The organism is Actinosynnema sp. NPDC037264, assembly GCF_055603705.1.
Genome location: NZ_JBVJVK010000002.1, coordinates 255,237 through 269,942, shown reverse-complemented (window position 1 = coordinate 269,942; position 14,706 = coordinate 255,237). Strand labels below are relative to the sequence as shown.

Annotated in this window: 13 protein-coding genes; 7 read left to right on the top strand and 6 right to left on the bottom strand. The window is 73.0% G+C overall.

Features of this window, described 5'->3' with window-relative positions; genetic code table 11:
- Positions 1-50: 50 nt before the first annotated feature.
- The 3 genes from ACZ7GX_RS03725 to ACZ7GX_RS03715 form a co-directional block, all read right to left on the bottom strand.
- On the bottom strand, positions 51-992 hold the full coding sequence (locus ACZ7GX_RS03725; RefSeq protein WP_498772476.1) for a DUF389 domain-containing protein: 942 nt from the start codon (positions 990-992) through the stop codon (positions 51-53).
- 4 nt (positions 993-996) lie between these two features.
- Positions 997-2,775, bottom strand: coding sequence for an aspartate--tRNA ligase (aspS, locus tag ACZ7GX_RS03720; RefSeq protein WP_498772474.1), 1,779 nt, complete (start codon positions 2,773-2,775; stop codon positions 997-999).
- Between the two features lie 66 nt (positions 2,776-2,841).
- On the bottom strand, positions 2,842-3,273 hold the full coding sequence (locus ACZ7GX_RS03715) for a GtrA family protein (RefSeq protein WP_498772472.1): 432 nt from the start codon (positions 3,271-3,273) through the stop codon (positions 2,842-2,844).
- Between the two features lie 49 nt (positions 3,274-3,322).
- On the opposite strand from ACZ7GX_RS03715, the gene dprE1 reads away from it, so the two are divergent.
- From dprE1 to ACZ7GX_RS03690, 5 genes are read left to right on the top strand one after another with little or no spacing between them, the layout of a single operon-like run.
- Positions 3,323-4,666: a decaprenylphosphoryl-beta-D-ribose oxidase gene (dprE1, locus tag ACZ7GX_RS03710; protein WP_498772470.1), complete on the top strand. Its 1,344-nt coding sequence runs from the start codon at positions 3,323-3,325 to the stop codon at positions 4,664-4,666.
- Complete coding sequence (dprE2, locus tag ACZ7GX_RS03705) at positions 4,663-5,418, top strand: decaprenylphospho-beta-D-erythro-pentofuranosid-2-ulose 2-reductase (RefSeq protein ID WP_498772468.1); 756 nt, start codon at positions 4,663-4,665, stop codon at positions 5,416-5,418. Before dprE1 ends, dprE2 begins: the two co-directional genes overlap by 4 nt.
- Complete coding sequence (locus tag ACZ7GX_RS03700; protein WP_498772466.1) at positions 5,415-7,112, top strand: hypothetical protein; 1,698 nt, start codon at positions 5,415-5,417, stop codon at positions 7,110-7,112. Before dprE2 ends, ACZ7GX_RS03700 begins: the two co-directional genes overlap by 4 nt.
- Positions 7,109-7,663, top strand: coding sequence for a phosphatase PAP2 family protein (locus ACZ7GX_RS03695; protein WP_498772464.1), 555 nt, complete (start codon positions 7,109-7,111; stop codon positions 7,661-7,663). Before ACZ7GX_RS03700 ends, ACZ7GX_RS03695 begins: the two co-directional genes overlap by 4 nt.
- Positions 7,660-8,610 (top strand): decaprenyl-phosphate phosphoribosyltransferase, encoded by a 951-nt coding sequence (locus ACZ7GX_RS03690; protein ID WP_498772462.1) that lies wholly within the window; start codon positions 7,660-7,662, stop codon positions 8,608-8,610. Before ACZ7GX_RS03695 ends, ACZ7GX_RS03690 begins: the two co-directional genes overlap by 4 nt.
- A gap of 172 nt (positions 8,611-8,782) precedes the next feature.
- Here the strand turns inward: ACZ7GX_RS03690 and ACZ7GX_RS03685 are convergent, their stop codons facing one another.
- Positions 8,783-9,970, bottom strand: a complete 1,188-nt coding sequence (locus ACZ7GX_RS03685) for a S8 family peptidase (protein ID WP_498772460.1) — start codon at positions 9,968-9,970, stop codon at positions 8,783-8,785.
- Positions 9,971-10,203: 233 nt separating this feature from the next.
- On the opposite strand from ACZ7GX_RS03685, the gene ACZ7GX_RS03680 reads away from it, so the two are divergent.
- Positions 10,204-10,671 (top strand): GNAT family N-acetyltransferase, encoded by a 468-nt coding sequence (locus tag ACZ7GX_RS03680; RefSeq protein ID WP_498772458.1) that lies wholly within the window; start codon positions 10,204-10,206, stop codon positions 10,669-10,671.
- A gap of 1 nt (position 10,672) precedes the next feature.
- Here the strand turns inward: ACZ7GX_RS03680 and ACZ7GX_RS03675 are convergent, their stop codons facing one another.
- Positions 10,673-11,797 carry a S8 family peptidase gene (locus ACZ7GX_RS03675; RefSeq protein ID WP_498772456.1) on the bottom strand — a complete coding sequence of 375 codons (1,125 nt, stop codon included), beginning with the start codon at positions 11,795-11,797 and terminating at the stop codon, positions 10,673-10,675.
- Between the two features lie 34 nt (positions 11,798-11,831).
- A complete protein-coding gene (locus tag ACZ7GX_RS03670; protein WP_498772454.1) occupies positions 11,832-12,956 on the bottom strand; it encodes a S8 family peptidase in 1,125 nt (374 codons plus the stop codon).
- Positions 12,957-13,895: 939 nt separating this feature from the next.
- On the opposite strand from ACZ7GX_RS03670, the gene ACZ7GX_RS03665 reads away from it, so the two are divergent.
- Positions 13,896-14,705 carry a hypothetical protein gene (locus ACZ7GX_RS03665; protein WP_498772452.1) on the top strand — a complete coding sequence of 270 codons (810 nt, stop codon included), beginning with the start codon at positions 13,896-13,898 and terminating at the stop codon, positions 14,703-14,705.
- Position 14,706 lies beyond the last annotated feature (1 nt).

Sequence of the window (14,706 nt, the reverse complement as noted above, 5' to 3'; positions counted from 1 at the left end):
GTAGTGCTCACGGTCCGGCCGTTCCACCTTTTGTGGAAATCAGCGCCGGGTCAACCGTCGGCGAGCGGTCGTCCCAGGTCCCGGACCCGCGCCCGGCGGTTGCGCAACGCCAGGACCAGCGCCGCCGCCGCCACGATGCCGACGAGGTTCACCGCGAGTTGTGCAATCGACTGGAGACATATGTCCCACTCACCGAGAACGGCGGCCAGCGCGGCGTAGCCGGCGGCGGGCACCGTGGTGACCGAAATGAACACCCCGACGAGCGCCGCGGACTTCGCCGACGTCATCGACAGCATCCCGGCCGCGCCCGCGAGCAGCGCCACGATCAACGAGAACGGCCCCACCTGGAACACGAAGTCGACCTGGTGCGCGGACAGCACCATGTCCCGGTCGAACAGGTCGGTGAACGAGCCCGCGAACGCGCCGCCCGCGGTGATCGCCATGGCCACCGGGAACCCGGCCGCCAGCGCCAGCGCGGCGCGCCGCACCAGGTCCCAGCGCCGCAGCACCAGCCCGACCGCGATCGCGGCCAGCGGGCCGAACTCCGGCCCGACGACCATCGCGCCGACGATGGTGATCGGCGAGTCGGTCACCACGCCGACCGCCGCGAGCAGGCACGCGATGGTCAGGAACGACAGGAACGTGGCGTTGAGCCGCGACTCCTCGCCGGTGCGGGACAGCAGCTCCTCCCACACCACGGCGTCGGCCGCGTCACCGGGCGCGGCCTCCTCGGCGCGGTCGGCCGCGTCGGACAGCGCGGTGTCGATCAGCTCCAGCGTGACGCCGCCGTCGCGGTCGACGCCGAGGTCGCACAGGGCGGACACGACGCCGTCGGTGGCCTCCCGCGCGACGTCGGCCTCCACCACGTCACCCGCCGGGTCGACGGCCGCGCCGCGCAGGACCACGACGTGCGTCACGCCGGGGTCCTGTCGCAGCGCGGCCAGCACCGCGTCGGTGCGCTCGACCGGGCAGATGGCGCGCAGGTGCAGCACGGTGCTATTGCTTCTCCGCGGGCGCGGGCTTGAAGTCGACGCCCGCCTCCTTGCGCTGCTGCGCGGTGATCGGCGCCGGCGCGGCGGTCAGCGGGTCGTAGCCGCCGCCGCTCTTCGGGAACGCGATGACCTCGCGGATCGAGTCGTACCCGCCGAGCAGCATGGCGATCCGGTCCCAGCCGAACGCGATGCCGCCGTGCGGCGGCGCGCCGTAGGAGAAGGCGTCGAGCAGGAAGCCGAACTTCTCCTGCGCCTCCTCGGGCGTGATGCCCATGACCTGGAACGCCCGCTGCTGCACGTCCGCGCGGTGGATACGGATCGACCCGCCGCCGATCTCGTTGCCGTTGCAGACGATGTCGTAGGCGTAGGCCAGGGCGTTGCCCGGGTCCTCCTCGAACCGGTCGATCCACTCCGGCGTCGGCGAGGTGAACGCGTGGTGCAGCGCGGTCCACTTGCCGCTGCCCACCGCCACGTCGTCGCCGATCTTGTCGACCGCCTCGAACATCGGGAAGTCCACGACCCACACGAACGACCAGGCGTTCTCGTCGATCAGGCCGACCCGGTGCGCGATCTCCACGCGGGCCGCGCCGAGCAGGGCGCGCGCGCCGTCCGGGTCGCCCGCGCCGAAGAAGACGCAGTCGCCCGGGTTCGCGCCGACGGCCTTGGCCAGGCCGTCGCGCTCGGCGTCGGAGAGGTTCTTGGCGACCGGGCCGCCGAGCGTGCCGTCCTCCTGGACCAGCACGTACGCCAGGCCGCGGGCGCCGCGCTGCTTGGCCCACTCCTGCCAGGCGTCGAGCGTGCGGCGGGGCTGCGACGCGCCGCCGGGCATGACGACCGCGCCCACGTACGGCGCCTGGAACACCCGGAACGGGGTGTCCTTGAAGTACTCGGTCAGCTCGGTGAGCTCGAGGTCGAAGCGCAGGTCCGGCTTGTCCGTGCCGTACTTGGCCATGGCCTCGGCGTAGGAGATGCGGCGGAACGGCCGGGCGATCTCGTGGTCGGCCAGGTCCTTCCACAGCGCGGAGACGATCTTCTCGCCGAGCGCGATCACGTCGTCCTGCTCGACGAAGCTCATCTCGATGTCGAGCTGGGTGAACTCGGGCTGCCGGTCGGCGCGGAAGTCCTCGTCGCGGTAGCAGCGGGCGATCTGGTAGTACCGCTCCAGGCCGCCGACCATGAGCAGCTGCTTGAACAGCTGCGGCGACTGCGGCAGCGCGTACCAGGAGCCGGGGCGCAGGCGGGCGGGCACCAGGAAGTCGCGCGCGCCCTCGGGGGTGGAGCGGGTCAGGGTCGGCGTCTCGACCTCGACGAAGTCCTCGGCGTGCAGCACCTCGCGGGCGATCCGGTTGGCCTCGCTGCGCAGCCGCATGGCCTTGGCCGGCCCGGTGCGGCGCAGGTCGAGGTAGCGGTGCCGGAGGCGGGCCTCCTCGCCGACCTCCAGGTGCTCGTCGAGCTGGAACGGCAGCGGGGCGGCCTCGTTGAGCACCACCAGCTCGCTGGCGTAGACCTCGATGTCGCCGGTGGCCAGCTCGGGGTTCTCGCTGCCCTCGGGGCGGCGGGTCACGTCGCCGACGACCTTGACCACGTACTCCGAGCGCAGCTTGTGCGCGCGCTCGGCCATCTCGCCCTCGCGGAAGACGACCTGGGCCACGCCGGAGGCGTCCCGGAGGTCGATGAAGATCACGCCACCGTGATCGCGCCTGCGTGCCACCCACCCGGTCAGGGTGACGGACTGCCCGGCGTGCTCGGCGCGGAGCTTCCCGGCCTCGTGCGTGCGCATCACGGGAACTGCTCTCCTCGGTGTTCGCTGCTTCTGGGGGTCAGCTCGGCTGACGGCTGGTCGTCAAGGCTAGCCAACGACCCGGTGCCCGACGCCACCAGGTTTCCCGACGCGGAAGACCACCGCGCGCAGGCCGGCGAAGTTGACGGCCGTGGCCACGCCCTGCGCGATCAGCCACGCCACCGCATATTCCACCCGAAAGGGTGGCAACAGGTGCAATACGAGCGCGTTGACCAATACGTTGGCGATGAATGTGCTGAGGTACAGCAGGGCGAACCCCGCCACCTGCCGCACACCCCCGGCAGGGACACCGAACGTCAACCGTCGATTGAGGAAGAACGCCGCCGTGGTGCCGATCGTGAAACTGACCGCCTTGGCGGCGTGCACCCACGCCCCGAATGCGAGAAGTGTGCTGTAGGTCCCGTAGTCGAGCCCCGCGCAGAGCGCTCCCACCAGCACGAACATCATCGCCTGACGGGTCGCGCCGCCGTTTCGCACCACCGTTTCGACACCTCTCGGATGGAATACCAGTGTCCGTTAGTCTGCGCCGATGCTAGTCAGGCTCTCCGGTTGGGGTCGCACCGCGCCGACGGTCGCGCGGGTCGTTTCCCCTCGTGATTTCGAGGCCGTCGCGAATATCGTGAAAGAATCCCGCGAACGGGGGGTGATCGCCCGCGGCCTCGGCCGCAGCTACGGCGATCCGGCGCAGAACGCGGGCGGCGTCGTGCTGGACATGACCCGATTCGACCGCATTCGCGGCGTCGCGGTCGACGACGGCCTGGTCGACGTGGAGGCGGGCGTTTCGCTGGACGCCCTGATGCGGGCGCTGCTGCCGTTCGGGCTGTGGCCGCCGGTGCTGCCCGGCACGCGCCAGGTCACCGTGGGCGGCGCGATCGCCGCCGACGTGCACGGCAAGGGCCACCACGTCGTGGGCAGCTTCGGCGACCACGTGCGGTCGCTCGACCTGCTCACCGCGGACGGCTCGGTCCGCACGCTCACCCCCGACGGGGAGGGCTCGGCGTTGTTCTGGGCGACCGTCGGCGGCATGGGCCTGACCGGCGTGGTGCTGCGCGCGACGCTGAGCGTCGTCCCGGTGGAGACCTCCTACTTCGTGGTGGACACCGAGCAGGTGGACAACCTGGACGACCTGCTGGCCCGCCAGTCCGCCGACGACGACCGCTACGCCGAGTCGGTGTCGTGGTTCGACGCCACCGCCACCGGGCCGCGGCTGGGCCGGGGCGTGCTGACCAGGGCGAACCACGCGCGGCTGGACGACCTGCCCGCGAAGCTGCGCCGCGACCCGCTGGCGTTCGACGCGCCCCGGCTGTTCACCGTGCCGGACGTGCTGCCCTCCGGGCTGCTCAACCGGGCGACCGGCCGGGCGTTCAGCGAGCTCTGGTACCGCAAGTCGCCCACGCGGTCCGGGCAGGTGCAGAACATCACGAAGTTCCTGCACCCGCTCGACGTGATCGGCGAGTGGAACCGGGGCTACGGCCCGCGCGGGTTCCTGCAGTACCAGTTCGTGGTGCCGTTCGCCGCGGTCGACGTGATCCGGCGGGTGGTGGAGCGGATCGCCTCGTCCGGCCACGTGTCGGCGTTGAACGTGCTCAAGCGGTTCGGACCGGGCAACCGCGCGCCGCTGTCGTTCCCCGTGCCGGGCTGGACGTTGTGCGTGGACCTGCCGATCCGGCCCGGCCTCGCCGAGCTGTGCGACGAGCTGGACGGCCTGGTGCTCGACGCGGGCGGGCGGCACTACCTGGCCAAGGAGTCGCGGACCACGGCCGAGGCCGTCCGCCGCGGCTACCCCCGATTCGAAGAGTGGCGCGCGGTGCGCGCCTCGGTCGACCCGGACGGCGTCTTCGCGTCCGACATGTCCAGGAGGTTGAACCTGTGATCGACGCGGTGGGCACACCCCAGAGCCTGCTCGTGCTGGGCGGCACGTCCGAGATCGCGCTGGCGGTGGTCCGGCGCTACACCGCCACCCGCAAGCCGCGCGTGGTCCTCGCCGCCCGGCCCTCACCCCGGCGTGACGCGGCGGTGGCGGAGCTGGCGGCGGCGGGCGTGCCGGTGACGGCGGTGGACTTCGACGCGCGTGACGTCGGCGGTCACCCCGCCGTGCTGGACAAGGCCTTCGCCGACGGCGGGATCGACGTGGCGCTGGTGGCGTTCGGGGTGCTGGGCGACGCCGAGCGCGCCTGGCAGGACCACGAGGCGGCGGTCGAGCTGGCGGAGGTCAACTACACCGGCGCGGTGTCGGTCGGCGTCGGGCTCGCCGAGCGGCTGCGCGCGCAGGGGCACGGCGTGATCGTCGCGCTGTCCTCCGTGGCGGGCGAGCGGGTGCGGCGGTCGAACTTCGCCTACGGCTCGACCAAGGCCGGGATGGACGCGTTCTACCAGGGGCTGGGCGAGGCGCTGCGCCCGCACGGCGTCACCGTCACCGTGGTGCGGCCGGGGTTCGTGCACACCCGGATGACCGACGGCCTGCGCCCGCCGCCGTTGTCGAGCACCGCGGACCAGGTGGCGCGGGTGGTCGTGGACGCGGTCCGCGACCGGCGCGAGCTGGTGTGGGCGCCCGCGCCGCTGCGGCTGGTGATGTCGGCGCTGCGGCACCTGCCCCGCGCCGTGTTCCGGCGGTTGCCGACGTGACCGCGACGACCGCGCCCGAGCGCGTCACCGGGCACGCGCCCGCCGCACGACCCGCGCGCCGCGCCCGGTGGGTCCTGCCGGTGGCGGGCGGCACGGCGTTGATCGCCTCGCACGGCGCGCTGTACGGCCACTGGCTGGTCGACGACGCGGCGATCACGTTCGCGTACGCGCGCACGATCACCGACGGCGCGGGCTCGGTGCTGCAGCCGGGCGCGGAGCCGACGGAGGCGTACTCGAACCCGGCGTGGTTGGCGCTGCTCGCGCTGGGCCGGTTGGTCGGGTTGTTCGACCGGGGCGCGCTCTTCGGCGTGCCGGACTACGTGCTGTTCCCCAAGGTCCTCGCGGTGCTGTGCTGCGCGGGCGTGCTGCTGGCGTGCCACGCGGCCGCGCGCCGGGTGTTCCGCCGGCCGGGGCTGGTGACGGTGGCGTTCGGCGCGGTGCTGGCGGCCGTGCCGTCGTTCGTGGTCTGGGTGTTCTCCGGGCTGGAGAACCCGCTGTACGCGCTGGCGACGTGCTGGCTCGCGGTGGTGCTGTGCACGGCGGTGCTGGACGACCGGCTGCTGTCCGGGCGGGTGGCGGCGGTGGCCGGCGCGCTGGTCGCGCTGGCGGCGTTGACCCGGCCGGACGGGCTGATCTACGCCGGGGCGTACCCGCTGCTGGTGCTGCTGACGGCGCGCCGGGCCGGGTCGGCGGCGGCGGTGCGGTCGGTGGCGTTGTCCGCGGCGGTGTTCCTGGTGCCGTTCGGCGCTTACGTGGCGTGGCGGCGGGTGGAGTTCGGCCGGTGGCTGGCGCTGCCGGCGGCGGCGAAGAGCCAGGCCCCGCCCACCCTCGCGGGGTTCACCCGGGTCGGCGAGGTGGTGCAGTACGCCGGCGCCCTGGCCGTGCTGGTGGTGGCGCTGTGCGTGGGGCTGGCGCTGGCACGGGGCTCCCGGCTGGGGTCGGCGCTCGTCGCGCTGCTGGTGCCGTTCGGCTTGTCGTTGCTCGCGTTCGCGGTGCTGGAGCCCGACTGGATGGGGCAGCTGCGGTTCGCCACGCCCGTGTGGGTGCTGGGCGCGTTGGTCGCGGTGTTCGCCGTGGCGCGGGTGCTGGGGCGCGGGACGGCCCGGCGGCGTGCGGTGTTGTCGGTGGTCCTGGCCGTCGCGGTGCTGCCGACGGCGGCCCGGTTCACCGCCTCGGCGCGGGAGTTCCGCGCCGACCCGACGGTGCCGATGTGCCTGGTGGCCGAGACGTTCGGGCGCGGGTTCAACGGGCTGGCGGACGTGCTCGGCGCCGCGCGCCCCACCGTGGTGCTGCCGGACATCGGCGGCACCGCGTTGACGTCGAGGCTGGCGGTGGTCGACCTGGTCGGGCTGGCCGAGCCGAGGCTCGCGGACCTGTGGGGCGCGCGGGACATGGCCGGCGTCCGGGACTACGTGTTCGACCGGGTGAAGCCGACGTTCATCCACTCGCACGGCGAGTGGTCGCGGCTCACCGGCATCGCGGACGACCCGAGGATGGCGGCGGACTACCACCTGCTCTCGACCGGGCCGGCCGCGCGCGACTGGGTGCGCCGCGACGCCGTCCCCGACGCGGCGCGGTTGGCGCGGCTGCGCGACTACCTCCGGACCGACCTGGCCCGGGCCGAGGGCGTGCGGCTCGCCGCGCCCCGGGGCCACTGCGGCACCACCCTCCGCCCCGGGCAGGTGCCGGGATGACCGCCCACACCACCGCGCGCCCCGCCGCCGATCGCCGGAGGGCCGCCAGGTCTGCCGAGATCACCGTCCTGAACCAGGTGCAGGGTGCGTTCGGCCACCGGCTGGTGGTGGCGTCGGCGCGCGGGTTGTCGTGGTTCGGCGAGCACGGCGCGGGGTGGTTGGCGCTGGGGCTCGCGGGCGCGGCCGTGGACCGGGGGCGGCGGCGGGACTGGTTGGTCGCGACCGCCGGGGTCGCCGGGTCGCACGCGGTCGCCATCGCGGTCAAGCGCGTGGTCCGGCGGCCGCGGCCGGCCGACGAGTCCGTCGCCGTGCTGGCCGGCACGCCCAGCCGGCTCAGCTTCCCGTCCGCGCACGCCGTGTCGACCGCCGCCGCCGCGGTGCTGTTCTCGCGGCTCACCGGTCGCCGGCTGGAACCGGTGCTGGTGCCGCCTATGCTGTTGTCCCGGCTGGTGCTCGGCGTGCACTACCCCACCGACGTCGCGGCGGGCGCGGCGTTGGGCGCGGTGCTCGGGCGGTTGGTCGGCCGCAAGCTGGACGGAGCGGCGAGATGAGCGACACCGGCCAGAAGAGCGACACCGGCGAGCTGAACGAGACCGGTGAACCGGGCAGCACCACCGCGCGAGGCACCGGCGCGATCACCGGCCTGGTCCGCGCGGTCCGGCCGCACCAGTGGGTGAAGAACTTCCTCGTGCTGGCCGCGCCGTTCGCGGCGAACCGCCTGGGCGAGCCGGCGGTGCTGCTGGACACCGGGCTGGCCCTGGTCGCGTTCTGCCTGGCCGCCTCCGCGGTGTACCTGGTCAACGACGCGATCGACGTGGACGCCGACCGCGCGCACCCGACCAAGCGGTGCCGCCCGATCGCGGCCGGCGTGGTCTCGACGCGCACGGCGTACGTGGCGGCGGCGGCGCTGTTCGTCGCGGCCGTCGCTGTCTCCCTGGTCTCCGGCCCGCCGCTGGCCGTGGTGATCGGCGTCTACTGCGCCGCGCAACTGGGCTACTGCCTCGGGTGGAAGCACCAGCCGGTGATCGACCTGTGCATCGTGGCGTCGGGGTTCCTGCTGCGCGCCATCGCGGGCGGCATCGCGGCCGGCATCCCGCTGTCGCAGTGGTTCCTGCTGGTGACGGCGTTCGGCTCGCTGTTCATGGTGGCGGGCAAGCGGTACGCCGAGATCGTGCTCTACGAGCGGACGGGCGCGGAGATCCGCGCGTCGCTGCGCCGCTACTCGGCCAGCTACCTCCGGTTCGTCTGGGCCACCGCCGCCGCGATCATGATCCTGGCCTACTCGCTGTGGGCGTTCGAGATGCGCGAGCGCGCCGACTACGACTCCGGCTGGGCGATGCTGTCGATCGTGCCGTTCGTGGTGGCCGTGCTGCGGTACGCGGTCGACGTGGACGACGGTGGCGCGGGAGAGCCCGAGCGCATCGCCCTGCGCGACCACGTGCTCCAGGTGATCGGCGCCTGCTGGGTGGTGTCGCTGGCGCTGTCGATCTACGTGTGAACGCGGCGGCCCTCCCCCCTGCGCCACCACCTATGGACGCCGTGGGCCGCCGCGGCACCAGTATGCGCAGAGGGCGCTGAACGAACGGTGAGCAAACCTTGAACGCGCAGGTGGAGGACACGCGACCGGGGCCGCCCCCGCAGGGACGGCCCCGGTTCGGACGTGATGCGGATCAGGCGCTGGGCGCCAGGTAGAGCAGGCGGTTCGGCGAACCGCTGCCCGGGTTGGTCACCTTGCTCGCGGTCGACTGGCCGACCAGGTAGCTCGACACCTGGGCCGGGGTCGCCGTGCGGGCGCCCTGCAGGTAGCGGGCCGCCGCGCCGGCGACGTGCGGGGTCGCCATCGAGGTGCCGCTGATGGTGTTGGTGGCCGTGTCGCTGGTGTGCCACGCCGAGGTGATCGACGAGCCCGGCGCGAAGATGTCCAGGATCGAACCGTAGTTCGAGTAGCTGGCGCGGGCGTCGGTGTTGGTGGTCGCGCCCACCGTGATGGCCTCGGCCACGCGGGCCGGGGAGTAGTTGGACGCGTTGGCGTTGCTGTTGCCCGCCGCGACGGCGTAGGTGACGCCGGCGGCGACCGAGCGGCGCACGGCCGCGTCGATCGTGGTGGACACGCCGCCGCCGAGGCTCATGTTCGCCACGGCCGGCTTGACGTGGTTCGCGGTCACCCAGTCGATGCCCTCGATCACGTCGGCGAGGGTGCCGCTGCCGGCGTTGTTCAGCACGCGCACGCCGTAGATCGTCGCGCCCTTGGCGACGCCGTACTGGCTGCCCGCGATGGTGCCCGCGACGTGCGTGCCGTGGCCGTTGCCGTCCTGCGCGACGCTGTCGTTGTCGACCGCGTCGTACCCGTTGCGCGCACGACCGCCGAACGTGGTGTGGGTGATCCGGACGCCGGTGTCGATGACGTAGGCGTTCACGCCGCTGCCGGTCGAGGTGTAGCTGTAGGACGTGTCCAGCGGCAGGTTGCGCTGGTCGACGCGGTTGATGCCCCACGACGGCGGGTTGGTCTGCGTCGCCTGGATCGTGAAGACCTGGTCCTGCTCGACGTACTCGACGGCCGGGTTGGCCGCGAGCCGCTTGGCGGCCTGCTCGGGCAGCGACACGGCGAAGCCGTTCAGCGCGCTGCGGTAGACGGTGTCGACGTGGCCGCCGTACTGGTCCGCCAGGCTCTGGGCGGACGCGGCCGAGCCGTCCTTGAGCTTGACGATGAAGTGGTTCTGGACCTTGTTCGCGGCGTCGGCGGCGCGGATCTCGCCCTCGGCGGCCTGCGCCGGGGCGGCCAACAGGGAGGACGCGGTGACGACGAGCGCCGTCGCCCCGACCCCGGCCAGGAACCGGACCTGTCGTGACTGTCGCATGCGGGATTCCGTTCTTCGACGGTGACCCCAACCCACCCCGAGGAGCTGTGCAGGGCTCGGGGGTGACGTTGGGCCACCTTGCCCTCGCTGACAGTCATCACCGTAGGCAACCAGGGTGTTAACTCGGAAGTGTGAACATTTGCCAGTTGAGCGCTCAGCGTCAATAAACCGCCTGACCTGCGTGTTCCCATAATCCGGGCGCGGTCGCGTGACCGCGGCGCTACCGTCCGGACATGCGTTTGGAACCGGTCACCGAGGACAACTACCGGGCCGTCATCGGCCTGGAGGTCCATGAGGAGCAGCGGGCGTTCGTCGCGACGAACCTCAAGTCGATCGCGGACGCCTGGATCCACCGCCCGAAGTTGCAACCTCTTGCGCTGGTCAGCGGAGAGGAGCTGGTCGGCTTCACCCTGCTCGAACGCGACCGGCCCGAGGCGCTGCACATCGTCCGGTTCATGGTCGACCGGCGCGCGCAGGGCCGCGGCCTCGGCCGGAAGGGCCTGGCCGCGATCGCCGAGGTGGCGCGCTCGGAGGGCCGCACCGAGCTGGTGCTGAGCGTGGTGCCCGGCAACGCGGTGGCCCGCGGCCTGTACGCGGCGTTCGGCTTCACCGACACCGGCGAGGTGGACGGCGGCGAGCTCGTGATGCGCCACGAGCTCGCCCCGTCGTCGGCGCCGCCGGCTCACCTGGCCGAGCAGTAGGTCACCGGGTCGGCGACCAGTACAGCAGTCGGCCCCACGACAGCGGCGTCGCCTCGGAGACGACCGCCGAGTGCACCTGCGCGGGGGTGGCGGCGGGGTTGAGCTGGAGGAACCGCAGCGTCACGCCGGTGACGTACGCCGTGGCCAACGACGTGCCGCTGAGCGTGTTCGTGGCGGTGTCGCCGGTGTTCCACGCGACGGTGATGTTCATGCCGTACGCGTAGACGTCGACCACCGAGCCGTAGTTGGAGAACGTGGCCCGGGTGTCGGTCCTGGTGGCCGCGCCGGAGGTGAGCGCCTCCCGGACGCGGGCGGGCGAGTAGTTGGCCGCGTCGGAGGCGCTGCCGCCCGCCGTGACGGACGCCGTGACGCCCGCGGCGATGAGCCGGCGCACCGCGTCGTCCATCGCGGTGGACGCGCCGCCGCCCAGGCTGAGGTTGGCCGTGGCGGGCTTGACGTGGTTGCGCGCCACCCAGTCGATGCCCGCGATCACGCCCGCGGTCGTGCCGCCGCCCGAGCCGTTGAGCACCCGGACGCCGCACACCACCGCTTGCTTGGCGACGCCGTTCACGCGGCCCGCGATGAGGGACGCGATGGCCGTGCCGTGACCGTTGTCGTCCTGCGGCACGGTGTCGTTGTCGACCGCGTCGTAGCCGGGGCACGTGCGGCCCGCGATCTCGGTGTGGGTGGCCCGGATGCCCGTGTCGATCACGTACGCGCGGGTGCGCAGGCCCGTCGACGTGTAGCTGTACGTGCCGTCGACCGGCAGCGCGCGCTGGTCGATCCGGTCGAGGCCGAACGGCGCGTTGGTCTGGGTGGTGTGCGCCCGCACGACCTGGTCCTGCTCGACGTAGGCCACCGCCGGGTCGGCGGCGAGGCGTCGGGCCTGCGTCGCGGTCATCGTCGCGGCGAAGCCGTGCAGCGACGGGAACTCCCGGGTGACCCGGCCGTCGAGCCGGGCGGCGACCGCGCCCGCGGCGGCGACGTCCTCGAGCTTGACGATGTAGCTGCCGGGCACGGCGGTGGCCGAGCCGGCGTGCAGCACGGCGCCTTCGGCGTGCGCCGGCGCGGTGAGGGTGACGGCGGCGAGGGCGGCGACGCCCAGGCCGGACAGCAGTGTGCGCATGGCTGTTCCTTCGCAGGGTGAGGAGGTTGGGCTGCTAGCGCGTGGGCGGGAAGTGCAGGAGCCGGCCGCCCCACGGCACCGGCCCGGGGCGGGTCAGCTCGGTCTGCACCAGGGCGGGGAGGGCGCCCGGGTCGACCTGGAGGTACCGGGCGGCGACACCGGTGACGAACCCGGTCGCCATCGACGTGCCGCTGAGCGTGTTGGTGGCGGTGTCGCCGGTGTGCCACGCCGACGTGATGCCGACGCCGGCCGCGTACAGGTCCACGCCCGGTCCGTAGTTGGAGAACGGCGCCCTGGCGTCGGTCTGCGTGTGGGCGCCCGACGTGATCGCCTCGGCGACCCTGGCGGGCGAGGTGGAGCCGACTCCGGTGTTGCTGCCGCCCGCGGTGACGGACGCGGTGACGCCGGAGGCGATCAGCCGCCGCACCGCGTCGTCGAGCGCGGTGGACGCCCCGCCGCCCAGGCTGAAGTTCGCCACGGCGGGACGGCTCGCGTTCAGCCGCACCCAGTCCACGCCCGCGATGACGCCGGCGACCGTGCCGCTGCCCTGGCCGTTGAGCACGCGCACGCCCACCACCCGCGCGCCCTTGGCCGCGCCGTACGTGCGGCCGGCGATGACGCCCGCGACGTGCGTGCCGTGGCCGTTGTCGTCCTGGGCGACGGAGTCGTTGTCCACGACGTCGTGGCCGTGCGCGGCCCGGCCGCCGAACTCCGCGTGCGTGACCCGGATGCCGGTGTCGATCACGTACGCGGTGACGCCCGCGCCGGTGGAGGTGTAGCCGTAGGTCGTGTCCAGCGGCAGGGCGGTCTGGTCGATCCGGTCCAGGCCCCACGGCGCGCTGGTCTGGGTGGTGTGCGCGCGCACGACCTGGTCCTGCTCGACGTACGCCACCGCCGGGTCGGCGGCGAGCCGGCGGGCCCGCGCCGGGGTGAGCAAGGCGGCGAAGCCGCCGAACGCGGGGTACTCGCGGGTCACCCGCCCGGCCAGCCGGCGCGTCACGGCGTCGGCCGCGGCGAGGTCCTTGAGCTTGACGATGTAGCTGCCGGGCACCGCCGTGGACGAGCCGGCGTGCAGGACGGCGCCCTCGGCGTGGGCGGGCGCGGCGAGCAGGGTGACGGTCAAGGCGGCCACGGCGACGCCCGGTAAGAGCTTTCGCATAGCGCTTTCCTCTGCGGGGTAAGGGGGTCCCCGGCGCGGATCACGCGCGGGGCTGCCAGTGTGCCGAACTCGGCGCGGGCGGTGGGTGTCCGTGCCGGAGTCGGTTCGGGGAACCACCACGGAGGTCGGCGCGATGTCAACCCGGCCGGAACCGCACTACGGCGGAGATGCACGTGCGGCGCGCCGGACAACGTGATTGAGAAGCGATTCAACGCTGTGGAGAAAATACGGCCGACGGCTCGATCGAAACGAGAGGTGGGCGTGTTCGACGCCAACACGGAGAAGTTCTCCGGGGTGACTATGTAACCGTTGGACCGGCGATCCGCGGTGCGGACCGGGCGGATGACACCCCCGCCGGCCGACCCCGGGTCCGCCACCAGCGACGACACCGGTGACGCGAGTATTGCCCCGGTGGTCAACGTGAGCTTCGGCATAGGGGTTCCGCTCTCGGTCGTGAACGGTCGCGGGCGCCGGGGATTGCGACCGGTGTCGAAGCCCGCGCCGGGAGGAGTGTGCCGTGCATCACCCCAGGTGCGCGAGGCCATGGGCCGGGGCGCGTACCGGGACAGGACCGAATGACCGAGCGCGGTGCGGCGATCGCGGTAGCCGGGATCTTCACACCCCCGGCGCGCCACGCTGTTAATGAGAATTCAAGGATTCCACAGCCGACCGGATTTGCGGGTCCGATTCGGTCAAATTCAGGGCGGGAAACCCGATCGGCTGTACCGCCCCGGCGATTTCGCACGATAACGTCGCTCGCCTTGTCCTTGGGAGAACGGAGCGAAGATGCCTACGCCAGTCGTCGGACCGGAATCGCGGACGCGCGATCCCCGACGGATCGATGCGGGGGCCGACCCCTTCGCGGACGCATTGCGTGCGGCGATCCGCGCCAAAGGGCTCAGCCTGGAACGCATCCAGCACAAGCTGCGGACGCGAGGCGTGGCGGTCAGCATCGCCGCGCTGAGCTACTGGCAGTCCGGCCGCAGGCGGCCCGAACGACCGGACTCGCTCACCGCCGTCAGCCACCTGGAGGAGATCCTGGACGTCGGCGCGGGCGGGCTCAGCTCGCTGCTCGGACCGCCGCGGCCACGCGGCAAGGCCCGACCCCGTTCCCGCGTGTCCGGCCCGGAGGGCTGGGTCGGCGAGAGCGACTACGCGACCATCGCGGAACTGCTGGCCGACATCGACACCAGCACCGACCAGGACCTCACCCGGCTCAGCCTGCGCGACCAGGTGGAGCTCGCGATGGACGGCAGCACCCGCCGGGTGCGCTCGCGGCAGGTGCTGCGGGCCGAGCGCTCGGGCGTCGACCGGGTGCTGCTCGGCTACGACACCCGGCTGCCCGGCGACCCGCTGCCGGTCATCGGCACCCTGCGCTCGTGCAGACTGGGGCGGGTTTCCGCCGACCCGCGCAACGGTCTGATGGTCGCGGAACTGCTGCTCGACCGCCCGCTGCGCCGGGGCGAGCGGACGGCCGTCGAGTACGAGCTGATCCACGTCGCGCCGCACCACCCCACGTTCGACAACACCCACTCGCGGCGCTTCCGCCACCCCGTTCGCGAGTACGTCCTGGAGGTCCGGTACGACTCGCGGTGCCGACCCGCGCGGTGCGAGCAATTCACGACCGGTTTGACCGGTGGAGAACCGACCGACGTGCGCGAGACCCCGGTGGACACGTGGGGCTACGCGTACGCGGTCGCGCTGGACTTCGGGCCCGGCGTCGTCGGCTTGCGCTGGGACTGGACCTGAC